This window comes from Yersinia sp. J1 (assembly GCF_050586585.1).
GTDB lineage: Bacteria > Pseudomonadota > Gammaproteobacteria > Enterobacterales > Enterobacteriaceae > Yersinia > Yersinia entomophaga.
The window spans coordinates 100,978-119,337 of sequence record NZ_JBOBDP010000007.1 but is presented as its reverse complement, the minus strand read 5'-3'; the positions used below and the strand labels follow the sequence as shown (position 1 = coordinate 119,337).

Sequence of the window (18,360 nt, the reverse complement as noted above, 5' to 3'; positions counted from 1 at the left end):
GTTAGGTTTTTCCCGTTAAATTACTTGGAAAGTGCGGGGTATGTTTGCTCAGCCAATGCTCCAGTTCTTCTGCGGGCATTGGCTTGGCATAAAGAAATCCCTGCTTTTCATCTATGCTCAACAAATCTAGGAAATTCTCTTCCTCTATTGTTTCAACGCCTTCTGCAATAACTCGCATTTGGAGCGTTTCGGCGACAACGGAGATTGCCTTAACTAAAGACTGCGCGACCTGATTTTTATCTATTCCGCGCACAAAGCTCTGATCTAATTTAATCGCATCAATAGGAATACGTGCTAACTGGGAAAGTGAAGAATAGCCGGTACCAAAATCATCCAGATGGACTTCAGCACCCAATTCTTTGAGCTTTTTGATAATGTTAATCGCTGCATTTTCATCATCAATCAGACAGCTTTCTGTTAATTCGACATCAACTAAGCTGGAGGTCAATTCACAGGTTTCCAGCGATTTAATAAAGCTGGTAATAATCGCTTCATTCACCAACTGGCGGGCTGAAACATTGACTGCAATTCTTAAATATATGCCTTTCTTTTGCCAGTCAACGGCTTGCTGCATAGCCGTTTGTAATACCCATTGACCCAAAGGAGCAATCAAACCGGATTCTTCCGCATATGAGATAAACTCTTGCGGTGGAACTAAACCCCGCTCGGTTGATCGCCAGCGAACTAATGCTTCTACGCTGAGGACTTTACCGGTTCGAGTTGAGATTTTTGGCTGATAAAATACGACAAGCTGATGTTGTTCCAGGCCTTTACGCAGATTGGTATCCAGCCAAATGTATTCAGACACTTTCTTATTCATTTCCGGAGAAAAGACAGAATAAGTCCGTTTGCCAAGTTCTTTTGCCGTGTACATCGCGGTATCCGCGCTGCGGATGATATTTTCCAGCGTTTCGCCATGCTGTGGGCATAACGCAATCCCAATGGAACATCCGGTATAAACTTCAATCAATCCGATACGGAAGGGGGCTCGCATTTGGTCGAGAATACGTTGGGCGGCATTTTCGAGGGCAGAAAGCGTCGTATCTTCAATAAGAACGATAAACTCATCTCCCCCCAAACGGGCGAGCATTTCATCTTCTTTCAAGCAGCTCAATATCGAAAGTGACACATCTTTTAGCAGCCGATCGCCAAACATATGGCCATAGTGGTCGTTAACTCTTTTGAAGTTATCCAGATCAAGATAAATAATCCCTACGGCGTCGTCTCCGCGAGTTTGAATCGCACTGTTGATTCGCTCATGAATAGCGTGGCGGTTAGGCAAACCGGTAATCATATCGGTATTCGCCAGCACACGCAGGCGTTCCTGTGCTCGTCTCTCTTTAGTAATATCTGTACCTGAGCAGATTAAATAAAGTTCGTTTTTACCGCTGCCGCTGTGCACGAATTTATTACGAAAAAGAAACAGGCGTTTTCCTTTTACCGTGTTAACCCAGCGTTCCACTTCATAAGAAGCACCTCTTTTAAAAAAACCTTCAATGTTTTTACGCGAGGATGCGCCTTCTTTCTGTGTCATAAATAATTCAAAAACATTCTTACCGATGACGTCTTGTTCTTTTTTGCCAGTGTATTCTTCACTCAAACGATTAAAGCGTTGTACGGAGCCATTTTTATCCAGAATGACAATAACCGAGTTAGCTTCGGAAACGACTTGTTCGGCAAAGGACAATCCCATCACCAGATCGCGCGCGACAGCTTCAGTATCTGAATATGCTGAAGCTGTTCCTCCCCATTCCTTGTCATTAATTTTTCGTCCTACCAGATGCAAATGAACTGGATTGCCATAGATAGAAATACTGATTTCCAGGCTGGAAGTAATGGCTGTCAGTGCGCGGACTTTCGCTGTTTGAAGTGAATCAAGAGGAACGGCAATATTGGTCGTGCCTTTTACGGCGGAGAGTTCCAAGGCTTGGCTATCAAAAGCCAAGCGCCAATAGGGGCTATGGGTGCCAAAGTAAGTGTCCAGGATCGATGTGTCTTGATCTACGAACATGAGAGATACCCCGAAAAGTTCATATGCATCTTGGATACAGCAACCTGTATGAAAAGATACATTTCGCCAAGACATGCCCTGTCATAGTGATAATCTGCCGTACTGATTAATAGTAGTGCAGGATGATTAGGCTCAAGCCAATAAAATGTTTATTTAATTTCTTACTCTGCCTGACCATAAATAGTAGCCGTAAATGAACGAATTGCCTTTAGGCCTACGGATTTGTAGACTGACACAGATTGATTGGGAGGAATACTTGGAGAAAAACATTATTTTTTATTTGGTTACCTAAAATCCTAATGCAATAAAGAGCAATAAATCAGCGTTTGAAACACGCCTTTTTGACAGGTTTTTCCATTGGTTCTCTATAGATTATTCTACGATCTTTTTGGCTTAAAGATAAATTTAATATCGATTAAGATTATTAATTTAGCCATAGATACTACTGGTTCATTTTTTTGTTGCTGATTTATTAATTATGCTGCTTTTATAAACAAACTAATTGACCGAGATCTTCCAAAGAATTCGAATATTACTGACTTACCGAAGATGGGATATCCCTTATCTGGCCTATGAATTTTGAGAATACAGGTAATATTTTTTGCTATTTTATATCCAGTTTTGGACATAACTAATAATCAATTCTCTATCTGATTATTTCGTGCAAACTCAAGTCGTTTACCTGCATGAATCAGAAAATTGATCCACTGTTGAGCACCATTAGATAGATATTTTTGTCGATGGTGGCAGAGGCTTATCGAGCGGAAAAAACGGGTTTCTGTTTTGATTACTGAGAAATGGTCGTGAAAAAAAGGATTTTGGATGATAAGCCGGGAAGCGTAGGTGATTCCCAAATTTTGTTGAACAGAAAATAAAATTGAATCGAAAGTATCCAAAGATAAAATGACCTTCGGCTGCGATAACAATGGTGCCAGATGATTTTCAAAATAACTGCGGCTACCCGAACCTTGCTCACGCAATATCCATGACTGCTGACTCAATACTGAGAACGGGACTGATTTTTCGGATGCGAGAGGGTGATCTTTGGTTGCGATAACGACCATTTCATCTGTTAACCATGGGGTAGACAAGATATCTTTATTATTGATATTTCCCTCAAGAATAGCCAAATCTACTTCAAATTTGAGTAACTTACTCAGAATATCGTTAGTGTTTTCAATAGCTATTTTAGGCAACCAGTTATAGCTATTTCTAAACTCACCTAAAAGTGCAGGCAAAATATAGCTGCCAATGGTTTTACTACAACCCAAAAATAAATTGTGAACGCTGGCGCTGTCGGAAAATAATGTATTGATGTCTTTCATTCTTGAAAGCAGCTCATCAGCCACTGAGATTAATTTTTCCCCCTCCGGATTAATAAATATACGAGCGTGGTGACGATCGAATAGGGTTTGGCCCAGACGTTTTTCTAACTCAGCCAAGGTTTGAGAGACAGCTCCTTTCGTCATAAACAATTGGGAGGCTGCGACCGTTAAATTGCCGCTTTGCGCTACCGCTAGGAAAACTTTCAATTGCTTCAACGTGATATCCATTTGTTTATTTCTTCTAAACGCTAAGTCAATAAAAAAAGGATATCCTAAACAAAGGTGAGTATCTATATTTGCCCTATTCATTTACGTAGATTATGGTTTTGGCGGTAACATGTTAGAAATTATACATAGGAAAATCAGAGGATTACCGACGCCTATCGCCGGTCTGGCACTGGGTATTTCAAGTATAGGTTGGTGCCTGGAAAATGCATTACCCTTAAACGGTTTAGGTCAAAATATCGGGGCGATAATCGCATCGGTGCTGCTACTTGCCGTAGCCAGTAAATTTATTTTTCACTTCAGAGTTTTATTATCAGATTTAAAACATCCTGTGGTGGGTAGCGTGGTTCCTACCTTTACCATGGGGTGTATGGTGGTTTCCAAAGCCTTGGGCAATTTGAGTATGTTGGCGGGTGAGATCTTGTGGTCACTGGCGGTAGTAGTGCACCTGATTTTTCTTGCGGTATTTATTTATCATCGGATCCAAGAAATAGAAATGCATCATATGGTGCCGAGTTGGTTTGTTCCGCCCGTTGGGATTATTGTGGCTGACGTTGCGGTGCCTAATCAGGCCTTTATGGGTGTTGCGTATTTATTGTTAGTCATCGGTATGTTGAGTTACGCATGTATGCTGCCGCTGATGATCTATCGTTTTATGTTCTGCCGCGAAGTTCCGGATGCAGCGAAGCCAACCATTGCGATTATGGCTGCTCCTGCGAGCCTTAGTTTGGCAGGTTATTTAACCGTAGTGCCAAATCCTTCTTTACTGGTATGTGCATTACTGTTCGGTATTGCGATATTAATGACCTGCGTAATTTACATGTCATTCTTCCGTTTACTAAAATTGCCGTTTAGCCCGGGTTATGCTGCGTTTACCTTCCCAATGGCAATTGGTGCGACAGCGTTATATAAATTAGCGGATTTGGTGAGCAAGTATGAATTAGTACAAGATTACAGCTACCAACTTTATTATCTGGCTACCTTTGAGGCTGTCGTCGCTACCCTGATTATTACGTATGTCGCCATACGCTACATGTTTAACTACAGCGTATTTAATTGGAACTTACGTTTTATCGGTGAATAAAGTCAATCTGGATATTAATGAGCCCGTAATCTGGACTGTCCAACTTTTTATAGGGTCAGTCCAGATTACGGGCTTTAGAGGCTTTCTATTATCTTGCCATGCGGTGAGAAGTTACTCGATATTCTGAATCTGCTCGCGCATTTGCTCTATAAGTACTTTCAGTTCAATTGCTGAATTGGTGACTTCCGCATTAATAGATTTTGACGCTAGCGTGTTCGATTCACGGTTGAATTCTTGCATCATAAAATCAAGACGGCGACCAACGGCCTCTTTCTTCTTTAGAATATTATGCGTTTCTTTCACGTGAGCTTCCAGGCGATCCAGCTCTTCAGCGACATCGACACGCTGCGCCATCAGCACCAACTCTTGCTCCAGACGGGTGTTTTCCAGTTGAACCTGTGCTTCTTCCAATTTGCTTAGCAGACGCTCACGCTGCCACTGCAAGATGTTTGGCATATGAGCTCGGACTTTAACCACCTCCGCGCTTACGCCATCCAGGCGCTGCTCAATCATGGCTTTCAGCGCTGCACCTTCAGATTCGCGGGCAACAATAAAGTCATCGAGAGCAATATCCAGCGCTTGCAACAGTTCGGTGCTAATAGCATCCAAATCCTGTTCTTCAGCAGACATCACTCCCGGCCAGCGCAGCACATCCAGCGGATTGACTTCGCCTTCGTCGCTTTGCATTTTGACCCAGTTCGCCGCTTCAACCAGCTGTTTAGCCAGTTTTTCGTTCAGGATCAGTGAACTTTGTGCTGTAGGATCCATCTCGAAGCGCAGATGGCATTCAATTTTGCCTCGAGTCAGACGGGAGCGAATACGCTCGCGAATGACCGGTTCCAGACTGCGGAACTGTTCTGGCAGGCGAATGTAGGTTTCTAGATAACGTTGGTTAACGGAACGCAGCTCCCAGGCTGCGCTGCCCCATTCACCCTTAATATCACGCCGGGCGTAGGCGGTCATGCTGCGGATCATCGTTGCGTACCCGTTTCAAAGAAAAGATGCAGGGATTATAGCCTCGCAGCCTCAGGCAGGATAGGCATTACATCACTAAGGCCGTATAATGCGCGACCAATATCGATTTAACGCCGGAGAATTCCCATGCGCCCAGCAGGCCGAGCACTAGAACAAGTACGTCCATTAACCCTGACCCGTAATTACACGAAACACGCTGAAGGTTCCGTGTTGGTTGAGTTTGGCGATACCAAAGTATTGTGCACCGCGACCGTTGAAGAAGGCGTACCGCGTTTTCTTAAAGGGCAGGGACAAGGGTGGATCACCGCTGAATACGGTATGTTGCCGCGTGCAACGCATAGCCGTAACCCGCGCGAAGCCGCTAAAGGCAAGCAGGGTGGTCGTACATTGGAAATCCAGCGTCTGATCGCCCGCTCACTGCGTGCGGCGGTAGATCTGAAAAAACTGGGTGAATTCACCATCACTTTAGACTGCGACGTGATTCAGGCTGACGGTGGCACTCGTACTGCGTCTATCTCCGGTGCCTGTGTGGCACTGGCCGATGCGCTTAATGCATTGGTTGCCAAAGGTAAACTGAAAGCTAACCCGATGAAAGGGCTGGTCGCCGCTGTCTCTGTCGGTATCGTAAAAGGTGAGGCCCTGTGCGATTTGGAATATGTGGAAGATTCTGCAGCAGAAACCGATATGAACGTGGTGATGATGGAAGATGGTCGAATGATTGAGGTGCAAGGCACCGCAGAAGGCGAACCGTTCAGCCATGAAGAGTTGCTGGCGTTGCTGGCTTTGGCGCGGGGAGGAATAGAAACCATCTTCCAGGCGCAGAAAGCGGCGTTGGAACAATAATTTTTATAAAGGCGACCTGATAGTCGCCTTTTTTATACCCGGTTGCCTGAGAGCATTTTATCGAGGATAGATGCGGTAACTGACCACAGCAGTCACTAATCTGGAAAGGAGATACACCAATGAAAGCCTATCAGCGCGATTTTATTGAGTTTGCGCTTAACAAACAGGTTTTGAAGTTCGGCGAGTTTACCCTGAAGTCAGGGCGGATCAGTCCTTACTTCTTTAATGCAGGACTGTTTAACACCGGGCTGGATCTGGCGTTATTGGGGCGTTTTTATGCGGCAGCCCTGATGGATTGTGGCGTAGAGTTTGATCTGCTGTTTGGCCCTGCGTACAAGGGGATTCCTATTGCTACCACAACGGCGGTAGCATTGGCAGAACACCATCAGCGCGATGTTCCTTACTGCTTTAATCGTAAGGAAGCGAAAGATCACGGTGAAGGTGGCAGCCTGGTGGGAAGCCCGTTACAAGGGCGTGTGATGCTGGTTGATGATGTGATTACCGCGGGTACCGCTATTCGTGAGTCCATGGAGATTATCGGCGCGCAGGGCGCTTCTCTGGCGGGCGTGATGATTTCGTTAGACCGTCAGGAACGTGGCCGCGGTGAAATTTCAGCTATTCAGGAAGTGGAACGGGATTATCACTGCAAAGTCATTTCTATCGTGACTTTGAATGATTTGATTACCTATCTGGAAGAAAAACCGGAAATGGCCGATCATCTGGCCGCGGTTCGTGTTTATCGCGAGAATTACGGCGTTTAAGCCATTTTGCTGAAAACAAAGTGCAAAGACGAAAGGGCCAATTGGCCCTTTTTACTTTTTGCGGTGACTGACTATTGGCCGTCACCTATTGTAATTGCGCCATCACTAGCGGCCAGCGGGCATCGAACTCTTGCGTTGGCAAATAGCGGAATTCGGAGCGAACAAAGCGAGACAGCATCCCTTCACAAAAAGCCAGCAATTGCGTCGCCAGCAGGGTTTCATCATGTGCAAAGCCCTGACCTTCCCGTAGCTTTCTTTCTCGTAATACCTGACGTAGCTGAGCTTCAATACGTTCAAATAGCTGATTAATCCGGCCCTGTAAACGATCCTGCTCAAACATCAAAGCATGTCCGGTCATAATTCGGGTTAGCCCTGGATTGCGTTCGGCAAACCCAAGAACCAGCAATAGAATAAGCCTGAGACGATTAAAAGTTTCTTTTTCGTCTTGCAGAATTAAATTAATGCGGGACATAAGACTATCTTCAATAAACTCGATCAGGCTATCGAACATCTTGGTTTTGCTGGGGAAATGCCGATATAGCGCAGCCTCAGAAACACCAACGTTGGCGGCAAGCTTCGCGGTGGTGATCCGCTGGCTGCCATCGCTGGATTCCAGCATTTGCGCCAAAGCTTGCAATATTTCCTCGCGCCGATTCCTTTTCGTATTTTCTTTCTCTGCCATGTCCGATTAGACCCTTGCTAAAAATGACTTAATTAACAAAAACCTGAACACCGGCCGCGCTGGATACAATGCCCAGGCGGCTTATGTGATAGCTTTTTTACGGTATCGAGGTTTAGGGTAGGTTATTGGCGTCCAGAATGACCAAAACCACCGGTGCCGCGTTCGCTGAGGTCAAAATCTTCGACCAGATTGAACTCGGCTTGTACTACAGGCACAAACACCATCTGGGCAATACGTTCGCCCGGTTCGATAGTGAAAGACTGCTGGCCACGGTTCCACACGGAAACCATCAGTTGCCCCTGATAATCGGAGTCGATCAAGCCGACCAGATTACCTAACACCACGCCGTGCTTATGGCCTAAACCTGAGCGCGGCAGAATTACCGCCGCCAGACCAGTATCGCCAATGTGGATAGCCAGACCGGTTGGCAGCAGAGTCGTTTGCCCCGGAGCCAGGTCTACTGCGCTATCCAGGCAGGCACGTAGATCCAAGCCAGCTGAGCCAGGTGTGGCGTAGGTCGGCAATGGAAATTCGGTGCCAATACGTGGATTCAGAATTTTAACGTCGATTTTTTTCATCATAACGGCTGACAATCTCGTCTATTAAACGCTGACCAAGCAGGGATTTATCGCTGTGGGGCAAGCGTTTCTCTCCGTTCGGCCAAAAAAGGTGCAATGCATTGGTATCACTATTAAAACCATGCTCTGCGAGCGAAACATCATTGGCGCAAATCAGGTCCAGATTCTTCCGCACCAGTTTTTGTCGCGCATATTCTTCCACATTCTGGGTTTCGGCAGCAAACCCGACGACAAATGGACGTTTTTTCGTCATTGCGGCGACGCCAGCAACAATATCTGGATTCTTCACCATTTTCAGCGTGATTTCATCACCCTGTTTTTTTATTTTTTCATCAGCAACCTGTTCCGCCCGGTAATCCGCTACGGCCGCACAGGAAATAAAAATATTCTGATGAGGGGCGGCTTGCTGAACGGCGCTTTGCATTTCAAGAGCGCTAATCACATCAATGCGCGTGACTCCGGCAGGCGTTGGCAGATTGACCGGCCCAGCGACTAAAGTGACGTGAGCGCCGCGCTGCGCTGCCGCCTGAGCGATGGCGAACCCCATTTTCCCTGAACTGTGGTTACTGATAAAACGTACCGGATCCAGCGCTTCACGAGTAGGACCGGCGGTCACCATGACATGAAGATGTTGCAGATCTTGTTTTACAGAAAAATGATTTTCCGCCAATGCCACGATTTCCAATGGGTCAAGCATGCGGCCAGGGCCGATATCGCCACAGGCCTGACTACCGCTGTCCGGTCCCCAAAGCAAAACGCCACGGCTTCCCAGCGTTTGCAGGTTGGCCTGTGTAGCGCTCGCGCGGTACATCTGCTGATTCATTGCGGGAACGGCGGCAACTGGGGCTGCGGTTGCCAGACAAAGCGTTGTCAGCAGGTCGTTGGCCATGCCTGCAGCCACTCTAGCCAGTAAATCGGCGGTGGCCGGAGCGATGATGACCAGATCGGCCCATTTCCCCAGCTCGATATGGCCCATAGCGGCTTCTGCGGCAGGATCGAGCAAATCATCAGAGACGGGATATCCCGAAACGGCCTGCAAGGTTAGCGGAGTGATAAAGGCTTTGGCAGCCGTTGTCATCACTACCCGCACGTCTGCGCCTTTATCGCGTAAGCGGCGTACTAGCTCGGGACATTTGTAGGCGGCTATGCCACCACTGATACCGAGCACAATATGTTTGCCGGAAAGTCCCGTCATCATGATTGTCCGAATGAAAGCCGAAAGAGGCGATATTTTAGCATAACCCATCGGCAGTTTTGCTATAGGGGGCAACGTAGGTTAGCGATCAATCTGAAATTTGCGTGGCGTCACGCAGGATTTATTGATGCTTGTCGTGAGGATAATCCGGCCATGGCATGATACTCCGGCATTGAGAATAGGGGAGTTCTAGGATGGAACTATGGCTGAAAGGGGATGGACCCAGAGAAAAATTACTGAAGTATGGCGCTGAGGCGTTAAGTGATGCTGAATTGCTGGCCATATTTTTACGAACGGGCATTCCGGGTCTGCATGTGATGGCGATGGCGGAGCACCTAATTGCCGAATTTGGCTCTCTATATCGTTTGATGTCGGCGGATTATCCGACGCTTTGTGCACAAAAAGGCATGGGAAAATCTAAATATAGTCAGATTCATGCCATTTCCGAATTGGCCACCAGATGTTTTTCTGACCATATGACTAAAGAGAATGCGATGTTAAATCCGCGAATGACGCAAAAATACCTGCAAAATTTGCTGTCAGAACGTGAGCGGGAAATATTTTTAGTGATGTTTTTGGATAACCAGCATCGTGTTATTCGCCATGAGGAGATGTTTACTGGTACCATCACCAGCGTAGAGGTCCATCCACGGGAAATTGTGCGTGAAGCGCTAAAGGTTAATGCTGTTGCGTTGATTCTGGCGCATAATCACCCGTCGGGGAAGGCTGAACCGAGCCAAGCCGACCGTTTAATCACTGCGCAGGTGGTAAAAGCCTGCTCATTATTAGATATTAGGGTGCTCGACCATTTAGTGGTTGGCCGTGGCGAATGTGTCTCTTTTGCTGAACGAGGCTGGATTTAGAGATATTTTCTCGATCCTTTCGGGATCTTTAGCTGTTCGGGACTTGAGCACTTACGCTTCAGAGCGTATACTACGCCACCTTTGAGAATCTTGGGTTTGGCGTGAAGAGCCTATCTCAGCAGGTTTATACCTGGTGACAGGGGTTTCTGACCTGATGACATTGAGTCTTCTCAGTGAATTTGCTGAGATGGGCTCTAAAGCCTGACGAGGCGGCCATACCCTATACGAAGCTCGAGCTGATTTGATTTTTGGAGAATAGACATGTCCCGAGTCTGCCAAGTTACTGGCAAGCGCCCGGTGAGCGGTAACAACCGTTCCCACGCAATGAACGCGACCAAACGCCGTTTTCTGCCGAACCTGCACTCTCACCGTTTTTGGGTTGAGGGCGAGAAGCGCTTTGTAACTCTGCGTGTATCTGCTAAAGGTATGCGTGTTATTGATAAGAAGGGTATCGAAACGGTCTTGGCCGAACTTCGTGCCCGCGGTGAGAAGTATTAAGGAACTGAATCATGGCTAAAGGTGTTCGCGAGAAGATCAAGCTGGTTTCTTCTGCTGGTACTGGTCACTTCTATACCACCACGAAGAACAAGCGTACTAAGCCGGAAAAATTGGAACTGAAGAAATTCGATCCAGTTGTCCGTCAACACGTGATCTACAAAGAAGCTAAAATTAAATAATTTTAGTGGATTAATAAAAAACCCGGCTTCGGCCGGGTTTTTTGTTATATAAAGGTCGGTAAACACGTTGAATCGGAGGTTAAATGCCTGAATTACCAGAAGTTGAAACCAGTCGACGTGGGATTGAACCCTACCTGGTCGGCCACAGCATTCAATATGCCATCGTCAGAAATTCCCGTCTGCGCTGGCCGGTTTCAGATGAAATACTGGCTCTGAGCGATCAACCTGTACTGAGTGTGCAACGCCGTGCCAAATATCTGTTACTGGAATTGCCAAAAGGCTGGATTATCATTCATTTGGGTATGTCAGGCAGTTTGCGGATTTTGCCGGAGGAAACCGAGGCAGAAAAACATGACCATGTGGATTTGGTGATCAGTAACGGCAAAATATTACGCTATACCGACCCGCGCCGCTTTGGTGCATGGCTATGGGCTTCGGATTTGGCAACCAGCAACGTGCTGGCTCATCTCGGCCCTGAGCCGTTAAGCGATGAATTTAGCGCTTCCTACCTGTTTAACCTGTCTCGCAATAAGCGAACCTTGGTTAAACAGTGGATTATGGATAATAAAGTTGTGGTGGGTGTGGGGAATATCTATGCCAGTGAATCGCTGTTCGTCGCCGGTATTGCTCCCGATCGCCCAGCGGGTTCGCTAACTGAAGCAGAAGTCGGATTATTAGTTGCAACTATCAAAATGGTATTGCTGCGCGCTATCGAGCAGGGCGGCACAACGCTACGTGATTTTTTGCAGTCGGATGGCAAACCGGGGTACTTTGCGCAGGAATTACAGGTTTATGGTCGAGCCGGTGAGCCGTGCAGGCGCTGTGGTCATCTGATTGAAAGTGCGAAACATGGGCAGCGCAGCACGTTTTTCTGCCGTCACTGCCAGCATTAAATCAGAGGTAAACTCAGAGTTTATCCAGTAAAGCCTTGGTAATTGGCGCGGGAAGGAATGGTGTGATATCGCCGCCGTGACGCGCCACTTCTTTTACTAACGAAGAGGAAATGAATGACCATTTCTCTGATGGCAGTAAAAATACGCTTTCCAGCGTAGGCATCAAATGACGATTCATATTCGCTAACTGCCATTCATATTCGAAATCCGATACCGAGCGCAAACCCCGAACCAGAATATTCGCTTTATGCTGCTGGGCGAAGGTTGCCATCAATTCGCTAAAACCGATCACTTCCACGTTGGTCAAATGCGCTGTCACTTCGCTGGCTAATGCAACGCGCTCATCCAGTGTGAACATCGGTTTTTTATGTGAACTATCGGCAATGGCCAAAATGACATGGCCAAACATGGAAGACGCACGAGTGACTAAATCCAGATGACCGTTGGTCATAGGATCAAAGGTGCCCGGATAAATGGCTCTGGTGATCATGGCGTCTCGCTTTTGCGTTATTTTTGGTTGAGTGCCCACAGGGCGGCGTATTTATTGAAAGTATATTGCGCATTAACTACGGCCAGCAATAACCCTTGTTTACCATCCAAAAATCCGGCGCGGAACAGCCAGGTCTTGCAAAAAGCGCCGAGAGTATGGCTAAGAATAGAGAAATAACTACAGCTTTTACCTTGTTGGTGGCGTTGTGTAGCCCAAGCCTCGGCGTAGCTGAGTTGTTTACGCTGAAAAGCAAAAAAATCACGACAGGTTAAGTGCAGTAAATCCCCTTTCAGCGGAATAACTTTCGCATTTCCGGCATCAACAGATTCATGCACCAGGTTATCGTTATATTGATATCGATGATGAGCATACAGACGCGTCACCCGATCCGGATACCAGCCGCTATGGCGCATAAAACGCCCCAAAAACAGATTTCTGCGGCCGCAGCTATACACGGCATCATCATCCGGAGACGCTAATACCACGTCGATAGAGGCTTTTAATTCAGGTGTGACGCGCTCATCGGCATCGATCATCAAAATGTAGTCACCGGTAGCGTATTGCTGCGCTCGCTGCCGCTGTTTGCCAAAACCTTGCCACTGAACGTTACTGTATACCTGCGCGCCGTATTGACGAGCTAAATCCAAAGTGTCGTCTTCACTGCCAGAATCTAAAACGACAACCTCATCAGCCCAGGAAATGGAGTCCAGGCATTCTGGGAGCAGATCCGCTTCATTCTTGGTGATCATCACCACAGACAGACGTTTTTTGGCGCTCATTAGTGGCTCCGCGGCGGCAAATAAGGTTCCAACAGATGCAATAATCGCTGCAATGCCCCTTGGTTCTCATGCAGAACCTCAACCGCATGGCGGCCATAGTAGAGGCGGCAATCTTCGTCGGTGAGCAGTACGCTAATTTCCTTCACCAGCGAGGCTGCATCGGTGACGGTGATGAGCCCTTCGGCCTGCTCAAGCTTGGCACAGATATCTTTGAAATTGAAAGTATGTGGCCCCATCATCACTGGAATCGCGTGGGCAGCGGCTTCGAGTGGGTTGTGCCCACCGCGTTCTATCAGGCTACCGCCGACAAATGCCATATCGGCAATTCCATATAAAAGCATAAGTTCACCCATGGTATCGCCGATCACCACCTGAGTGCTGCTGGATGGCACTTCGCCACCGCTGCGTAAGGTGTAGCTGAATCCGGCCTTTTGGGTCAGTTCAATCGCTTTCGGGAAACGTTCTGGATGACGTGGCACCAGAATCAATAATAGGGTTGGATACTGTAATAACAATTGACGATGAGCTTCCAGCAAAATGGCTTCTTCGCCGTCGTGGGTGCTGGTTGCAATCCACACAGGGCGATGGGCAGCCCACTGGCGGCGTAGGGTTATTGCTCGTGCGGCCAGTTCTGGTGTGACCGAAATATCAAACTTAAGGCTGCCAGTAATGGTCAACTGAGATCGTTTCAGACCCAATTCGATAAAACGCTCACCATCTTCCTGATTCTGCGCGGCAATCAGCGTGATACGTCGCAATATATTGCGAATAAAACCGCCAATCTTTTTGTAACCTGCGGCTGAACGTGCAGAAAGTCGCGCATTGGCGATAACTAATGGAATTTTACGGTGGTGCAGCGCATTAATCAGGTTTGGCCATAGCTCGGTTTCCATGATGATAACCAGCTTAGGATTAACCTGATCGAGAAAACGATTTACGGAACCGGGAAGATCATAAGGGAGATAAACGTGATGAACGTCTTTGCCAAAGGCAGATTGCACTCGCTCAGAACCGGTTGGCGTCATGGTCGTTACCGTAATCGGCAATGAGGGATAGCGGTGGCGTAAAGCTCTAACCAACGGAATAGCCGCGAGAGTTTCACCGACAGAAACGGAATGCAGCATAATGCCGCCAGAGACCACTTTACCGGCACAGAAACCATAACGTTCTCCCCAGCGCTTACGGTAAGCAGGGGCTTTACGGCTACGTAGCAACAATCGCAGCCAAATCAAAGGTTGGATTAGGTAGAGGAGTACCTGATATAAACGCAGCAACATTCTATCAAATTCATTTATATGAGTTATTCAGAATAATACCATAACTGCTGAAGAAAGGCTCTCTTCCGGTTATGTAATGTCCAATGGTGGCTAGCGCCGATCTATTTTACCCGCTCATATATTAATCAGTATAAAAACCGAACCCGTTCCCTGGTTTGAACGGGTATTTTTATCTTATCGAGAATAAGACTGATTACAGTAAAAAGGCGAAAAACAGCATATAAGAGTGAGAAGTTTATTGGTGATTATTTTTTATCTATTAACCTGAAAATATCCGTATTACAGAGAGATAAAATATCTGAGTGCTTCATGACATTGCTTAACCCATTGGTCGTTATGAAGATGATCGCCTTTATTAGAGATTTCCTTTAATTACTTTCGTTAATCGCCGGAATATCGCTGCGGATAAATGACTTATTCTTACTTAAATATCATTTTCTCATGCATGTAATAGTTAATTATCACGGTAAAAACTAACAGCATATTATTAATGTTTTCCGCAGCGAAGCGAGCGGCAAAATATTCGTCTGATAAAGGGTAATCAGTGAGAGTTAAGAGAAAACTGCGCAGCGAGAGAGGCTGCGCAGATGAGGGAATTCGGTCACTTAGACGATGATTTTATCCAATTCTGCCATGATAATTTTGGCTTGAATGGTATCCATGCTTTTCTCTTTAGAGATAACGGATACCTGATTTTCACCATAACCGCCAATTAATCCGGGATCGGTTGGGCCAAACAGCGTGATGTTAGGCCGCGCTAACGCTGCCGTTAGATGACTTAGCCCGGTATCAACGGAAACCACAGCTTTGGCACCGGCTAATACCTCGGCAACTTGCTGTAAACTCAGTTTTGGCAGCACTTCCACGTGAGGGAAATTATCGGCCAGACGAACTGCGCGTTGATATTCATGCTCTGCGCCCCACGGCAGTTTAATTTTCAGCCCAGTAGGTTGAACCAACTGAATTAACTGACGCCAATGGCTTTCCGGCCAGTGCTTACTGTCACGGGTCGTCGCATGTAGGAAAACCAGATATTGCCCAGCGTCTGGCGGTAACTGGCTGAGGAAACGCTGAGCGATAGCGTAATCACCGACGGTTTCCGGCTTGGTATAACCCAGACTTTTAGCAAAGAGCTGGCGAGTACGCTCAACGGCATGTAGCTGCTTGTCTATTTCATGACGGCAGTTATAAAACCAACTGGCGAAGGGTTCCCGGGCGCTTTTGCAATCTGGGCCGTGTCGGGTGCCCTTGGCAATGCGGGTGATGAGCGCCGCGCTTTTTATCAGGCCCTGAGCATCGATCACCAAATCATAGCTGCGCTCTTGCACGATTCGTTTGAAGTCACAGCGTTCTTGCCGTGTATCACTACCAAACCAGTTTTTGCGCCAGCGGCGAATGGCCACCGGAATCACTTTATCCACCGCCGGATGCCAACTGGGAATCTGAGTAAACCCTTCTTCTACCACCCAATCGAAACGGATTCCGGGAATGGCGCTCATTGCATCGGTCAGAGCGGGTAACGTATGCAAAACGTCACCCATCGATGAGGTTTTAATGATCAATACGTGCATCAGTGCGCCTCATTTACCGTTGAAGACTGTGTTGCCAACTGCAGCTGTAGTGCGGCCAAAACCTGCTCTGGCTGAATGTCGATCAGGCTTTGGTGGTAGCCTTGATCGGCATCTCCTTTGCGCACTTTGTGGTAGCCGGTAATCAAACGAATAACCGTCGCTTTATCTGAAAGTGGCGGTGTGAAGGCTGGGCTGCTTGGGCCATATAAGGCCACCAAAGGTTTGTTCAACGCGGCGGCAACGTGCATCAGGCCGGAATCGTTGCTCACCACGGCGCTACAGGCGGCAATCAGTATTACCGCTTGATCCAGCGTCGTTTGCCCAGCCAGATTCAGGCAGAAATCGCGACTTTCTGCCTGAAGTGCCTGACGAATATCTTCTCCCGCTTTATGGTCTTTTTCAGAACCAAACAGGGTGATTTGATAACCGTCATCAATGAGTTTTTGTGCCAAAGTGGCGTAATGGTAGTGCGGCCAACGTTTGGCTGGGCCAAATTCGGCACCGGGACAAAAACCGATGATTGGCCGATTATCGCTGAGATTAAAAGCGGCGGTGGTTTCCGCAATTTCTTCATCCTGCACCTGTAACTGCGGCCAGAGAATGGGCTGCGGCAGATCGGCTTCGGAAGTAATTCGCGACTTATCGTAAGCCAGCGCAACATAACGCTGAACCATCAGCGGGAAAGCCTGTTTATCCAGAATGCGCATATCGTTGAGCAGGAAATAACGCATTTCACCGCGCCAGCCTGTACGCTGACGAATACCGGAAAAGTAAGGTATTAACGCAGATTTGAACGAATTGGGTAAGACATAGGCGCGATCATAGGCTTCCTCGCGCAAAGCGATACCCAAACGGCGACGGCCTTCCAGATTAAATACCCCGTGACCGAGCGGCATTGGGATAGCGCGGCGCACCTCTGGCATTCTGGCCAGAAGTGGACGGCACCACGCGGGTGCCATCACATCAATCTCTGCTGCCGGATATTCGGCCTTCAGGGTGCGGTACAAACTTTGCGACATCATCATATCGCCAACCCAAGAAGGGCCGATGACCAGTATTCTCATACCGTTATCAATTCCTTGCAGCGAATGACTTAAATAGGGCGATTTAACCAGCCCAGATACTCTTTTACCCCTTCGGCGACGGTTTTGAACGGTTTGTCATAACCGGCTGCGCGTAGGTTGGTCAGGTCGGCCTGAGTGAATGCCTGATAGCGACCTTTCAGTTTTTCCGGGAATGGAATGTATTCCACTGGCCCGCTCTGATGGTATTCCACCACGGCGTCCGCCACTGCCTGGAAGGATTCGGCACGGCCAGTTCCGCAGTTGAAAATACCGGAAACGCCGTTCTGCCAGAACCACAGATTGACCGCAGCTACGTCACCGACATAGATGAAATCGCGTTTAAAGTTCTCGCTGCCAGCGAACAGTTTAGGTGCTTCACCAGCGTTGATTTGATTGTTCAGGTGGAAAGCAACGCTCGCCATGCTGCCTTTATGGCCTTCGCGCGGTCCGTAGACGTTGAAATAGCGGAAGCCACAAATTTGTGAATCCGCCTGCGGCAGAATTTCACGAACATATTGATCGAACAGGAATTTTGAGTAGCCGTAAACGTTCAGTGGCTGCTCATATTGGCGATCTTCGATGAAATTATCGGTTCGGCCACCGTAAGTTGCAGCTGAAGAGGCATACAGGAATGGAATACCGCGATCCAGACAGAAATGCAGAATGTCTTTGGAGTACTGATAGTTGTTATCCATCATGTACTTGCCATCCCACTCGGTGGTAGAGGAGCAAGCGCCTTCATGGAAGATGGCGTCGATATCGCCCATATCATCACCGGCAACAATGCTAGCGACAAAATCTTCTTTATCCATGTAATCCGCGATGTCCAGATCGACCAGATTGACGAACTTAGTGCCGTCTTTCAGGTTATCTACCACTAGAATATCTTTATATCCTATATCATTCAGTGCCTTAACGATGTTGCTGCCAATAAAACCGGCGCCGCCAGTGACGATAATCATCAGGTTCACCCTTATTAATCTGCTTGGTTGGGCACAATGCCCTACACATTATTTGGTGCCATCATAACATTTCATGCGTAAGCGCACAGCCGGAAGGGGGGTAAT

At 47.4% G+C, this 18,360-nt stretch carries 19 protein-coding genes; 7 read left to right on the top strand and 12 right to left on the bottom strand.

Features of this window, described 5'->3' with window-relative positions; genetic code table 11:
* Position 1: 1 nt before the first annotated feature.
* Together pdeR and ACQ4OC_RS12390 are read right to left on the bottom strand one after the other, a co-directional pair.
* Positions 2 to 2,011: a cyclic di-GMP phosphodiesterase gene (gene pdeR, locus ACQ4OC_RS12395; RefSeq protein ID WP_430971213.1), complete on the bottom strand. Its 2,010-nt coding sequence runs from the start codon at positions 2,009 to 2,011 to the stop codon at positions 2 to 4.
* A gap of 638 nt (positions 2,012 to 2,649) precedes the next feature.
* Positions 2,650 to 3,564 carry a LysR substrate-binding domain-containing protein gene (locus ACQ4OC_RS12390; RefSeq protein WP_120806611.1) on the bottom strand — a complete coding sequence of 305 codons (915 nt, stop codon included), beginning with the start codon at positions 3,562 to 3,564 and terminating at the stop codon, positions 2,650 to 2,652.
* A gap of 109 nt (positions 3,565 to 3,673) precedes the next feature.
* On the opposite strand from ACQ4OC_RS12390, the gene ACQ4OC_RS12385 reads away from it, so the two are divergent.
* Positions 3,674 to 4,645, top strand: coding sequence for a TDT family transporter (locus ACQ4OC_RS12385; protein WP_430971205.1), 972 nt, complete (start codon positions 3,674 to 3,676; stop codon positions 4,643 to 4,645).
* A 111-nt stretch (positions 4,646 to 4,756) separates the two neighbouring features.
* On the opposite strand, the gene ACQ4OC_RS12380 is transcribed toward ACQ4OC_RS12385, so the two are convergent.
* Positions 4,757 to 5,620: a YicC/YloC family endoribonuclease gene (locus ACQ4OC_RS12380; RefSeq protein WP_120806613.1), complete on the bottom strand. Its 864-nt coding sequence runs from the start codon at positions 5,618 to 5,620 to the stop codon at positions 4,757 to 4,759.
* A 126-nt stretch (positions 5,621 to 5,746) separates the two neighbouring features.
* On the opposite strand from ACQ4OC_RS12380, the gene rph reads away from it, so the two are divergent.
* Entirely contained in the window at positions 5,747 to 6,463 is a 717-nt protein-coding gene (gene rph, locus ACQ4OC_RS12375) for a ribonuclease PH (protein ID WP_049601453.1), read from the top strand.
* Positions 6,464 to 6,582: 119 nt separating this feature from the next.
* Positions 6,583 to 7,224, top strand: coding sequence for an orotate phosphoribosyltransferase (gene pyrE / locus ACQ4OC_RS12370; protein ID WP_064514618.1), 642 nt, complete (start codon positions 6,583 to 6,585; stop codon positions 7,222 to 7,224).
* A gap of 85 nt (positions 7,225 to 7,309) precedes the next feature.
* Here pyrE and slmA read toward each other — a convergent pair whose 3' ends face one another.
* From slmA to coaBC, 3 genes are all read right to left on the bottom strand, one after another.
* Entirely contained in the window at positions 7,310 to 7,906 is a 597-nt protein-coding gene (slmA, locus tag ACQ4OC_RS12365; RefSeq protein ID WP_049601457.1) for a nucleoid occlusion factor SlmA, read from the bottom strand.
* Positions 7,907 to 8,028: 122 nt separating this feature from the next.
* Positions 8,029 to 8,487 carry a dUTP diphosphatase gene (gene dut, locus ACQ4OC_RS12360; RefSeq protein WP_064514616.1) on the bottom strand — a complete coding sequence of 153 codons (459 nt, stop codon included), beginning with the start codon at positions 8,485 to 8,487 and terminating at the stop codon, positions 8,029 to 8,031.
* A complete protein-coding gene (gene coaBC / locus ACQ4OC_RS12355; RefSeq protein WP_064514614.1) occupies positions 8,465 to 9,682 on the bottom strand; it encodes a bifunctional phosphopantothenoylcysteine decarboxylase/phosphopantothenate--cysteine ligase CoaBC in 1,218 nt (405 codons plus the stop codon). Before coaBC ends, dut begins: the two co-directional genes overlap by 23 nt.
* A 191-nt stretch (positions 9,683 to 9,873) precedes the next feature.
* Here coaBC and radC point away from each other — a divergent pair, with 191 nt between their 5' ends.
* The 4 genes from radC (at position 9,874) to mutM (ending at position 12,112) form a co-directional block, all read left to right on the top strand.
* A complete protein-coding gene (gene radC, locus ACQ4OC_RS12350; RefSeq protein ID WP_064514612.1) occupies positions 9,874 to 10,542 on the top strand; it encodes a RadC family protein in 669 nt (222 codons plus the stop codon).
* Positions 10,543 to 10,803: 261 nt separating this feature from the next.
* The gene (gene rpmB, locus ACQ4OC_RS12345; RefSeq protein WP_032816691.1) at positions 10,804 to 11,040 is read left to right on the top strand and encodes a 50S ribosomal protein L28; all 237 of its coding nucleotides are present in this window, start codon (positions 10,804 to 10,806) and stop codon (positions 11,038 to 11,040) included.
* Between the two features lie 11 nt (positions 11,041 to 11,051).
* Complete coding sequence (gene rpmG / locus ACQ4OC_RS12340; RefSeq protein ID WP_004392084.1) at positions 11,052 to 11,219, top strand: 50S ribosomal protein L33; 168 nt, start codon at positions 11,052 to 11,054, stop codon at positions 11,217 to 11,219.
* An 83-nt stretch (positions 11,220 to 11,302) separates the two neighbouring features.
* A complete protein-coding gene (mutM, locus tag ACQ4OC_RS12335) occupies positions 11,303 to 12,112 on the top strand; it encodes a bifunctional DNA-formamidopyrimidine glycosylase/DNA-(apurinic or apyrimidinic site) lyase (protein WP_120806615.1) in 810 nt (269 codons plus the stop codon).
* A 13-nt stretch (positions 12,113 to 12,125) separates the two neighbouring features.
* Here the strand turns inward: mutM and coaD are convergent, their stop codons facing one another.
* The 6 genes from coaD to rfaD form a co-directional block, all read right to left on the bottom strand.
* A complete protein-coding gene (coaD, locus tag ACQ4OC_RS12330; RefSeq protein WP_064514607.1) occupies positions 12,126 to 12,602 on the bottom strand; it encodes a pantetheine-phosphate adenylyltransferase in 477 nt (158 codons plus the stop codon).
* Between the two features lie 17 nt (positions 12,603 to 12,619).
* A complete protein-coding gene (locus ACQ4OC_RS12325) occupies positions 12,620 to 13,381 on the bottom strand; it encodes a glycosyltransferase family 2 protein (RefSeq protein ID WP_120806616.1) in 762 nt (253 codons plus the stop codon).
* A complete protein-coding gene (waaA, locus tag ACQ4OC_RS12320; protein ID WP_064514602.1) occupies positions 13,381 to 14,658 on the bottom strand; it encodes a lipid IV(A) 3-deoxy-D-manno-octulosonic acid transferase in 1,278 nt (425 codons plus the stop codon). Before waaA ends, ACQ4OC_RS12325 begins: the two co-directional genes overlap by 1 nt.
* Positions 14,659 to 15,263: 605 nt before the next feature.
* Positions 15,264 to 16,229, bottom strand: a complete 966-nt coding sequence (rfaC, locus tag ACQ4OC_RS12315) for a lipopolysaccharide heptosyltransferase RfaC (protein WP_064514600.1) — start codon at positions 16,227 to 16,229, stop codon at positions 15,264 to 15,266.
* The gene (gene rfaF / locus ACQ4OC_RS12310; RefSeq protein ID WP_064514598.1) at positions 16,229 to 17,293 is read right to left on the bottom strand and encodes an ADP-heptose--LPS heptosyltransferase RfaF; all 1,065 of its coding nucleotides are present in this window, start codon (positions 17,291 to 17,293) and stop codon (positions 16,229 to 16,231) included. Before rfaF ends, rfaC begins: the two co-directional genes overlap by 1 nt.
* Before the next feature lie 29 nt (positions 17,294 to 17,322).
* Positions 17,323 to 18,255, bottom strand: a complete 933-nt coding sequence (gene rfaD / locus ACQ4OC_RS12305) for an ADP-glyceromanno-heptose 6-epimerase (RefSeq protein WP_064514596.1) — start codon at positions 18,253 to 18,255, stop codon at positions 17,323 to 17,325.
* Positions 18,256 to 18,360: the final 105 nt, after the last annotated feature.

Excerpts from the sequence above, each read along its gene's own strand:
- pdeR (WP_430971213.1), bottom strand. The coding sequence starts at position 2,011 with ATGTTCGTAGATCAAGACACATCGATCCTGGACACTTACTTTGGCACC.
- ACQ4OC_RS12390 (WP_120806611.1), bottom strand. The coding sequence starts at position 3,564 with ATGGATATCACGTTGAAGCAATTGAAAGTTTTCCTAGCGGTAGCGCAA.
- ACQ4OC_RS12385 (WP_430971205.1), top strand. The coding sequence starts at position 3,674 with ATGTTAGAAATTATACATAGGAAAATCAGAGGATTACCGACGCCTATC.
- ACQ4OC_RS12380 (WP_120806613.1), bottom strand. The coding sequence starts at position 5,620 with ATGATCCGCAGCATGACCGCCTACGCCCGGCGTGATATTAAGGGTGAA.
- rph (WP_049601453.1), top strand. The coding sequence starts at position 5,747 with ATGCGCCCAGCAGGCCGAGCACTAGAACAAGTACGTCCATTAACCCTG.
- pyrE (WP_064514618.1), top strand. The coding sequence starts at position 6,583 with ATGAAAGCCTATCAGCGCGATTTTATTGAGTTTGCGCTTAACAAACAG.
- slmA (WP_049601457.1), bottom strand. The coding sequence starts at position 7,906 with ATGGCAGAGAAAGAAAATACGAAAAGGAATCGGCGCGAGGAAATATTG.
- dut (WP_064514616.1), bottom strand. The coding sequence starts at position 8,487 with ATGATGAAAAAAATCGACGTTAAAATTCTGAATCCACGTATTGGCACC.
- coaBC (WP_064514614.1), bottom strand. The coding sequence starts at position 9,682 with ATGATGACGGGACTTTCCGGCAAACATATTGTGCTCGGTATCAGTGGT.
- radC (WP_064514612.1), top strand. The coding sequence starts at position 9,874 with ATGGAACTATGGCTGAAAGGGGATGGACCCAGAGAAAAATTACTGAAG.
- rpmB (WP_032816691.1), top strand. The coding sequence starts at position 10,804 with ATGTCCCGAGTCTGCCAAGTTACTGGCAAGCGCCCGGTGAGCGGTAAC.
- rpmG (WP_004392084.1), top strand. The coding sequence starts at position 11,052 with ATGGCTAAAGGTGTTCGCGAGAAGATCAAGCTGGTTTCTTCTGCTGGT.
- mutM (WP_120806615.1), top strand. The coding sequence starts at position 11,303 with ATGCCTGAATTACCAGAAGTTGAAACCAGTCGACGTGGGATTGAACCC.
- coaD (WP_064514607.1), bottom strand. The coding sequence starts at position 12,602 with ATGATCACCAGAGCCATTTATCCGGGCACCTTTGATCCTATGACCAAC.
- ACQ4OC_RS12325 (WP_120806616.1), bottom strand. The coding sequence starts at position 13,381 with ATGAGCGCCAAAAAACGTCTGTCTGTGGTGATGATCACCAAGAATGAA.
- waaA (WP_064514602.1), bottom strand. The coding sequence starts at position 14,658 with ATGTTGCTGCGTTTATATCAGGTACTCCTCTACCTAATCCAACCTTTG.
- rfaC (WP_064514600.1), bottom strand. The coding sequence starts at position 16,229 with ATGCACGTATTGATCATTAAAACCTCATCGATGGGTGACGTTTTGCAT.
- rfaF (WP_064514598.1), bottom strand. The coding sequence starts at position 17,293 with ATGAGAATACTGGTCATCGGCCCTTCTTGGGTTGGCGATATGATGATG.
- rfaD (WP_064514596.1), bottom strand. The coding sequence starts at position 18,255 with ATGATTATCGTCACTGGCGGCGCCGGTTTTATTGGCAGCAACATCGTT.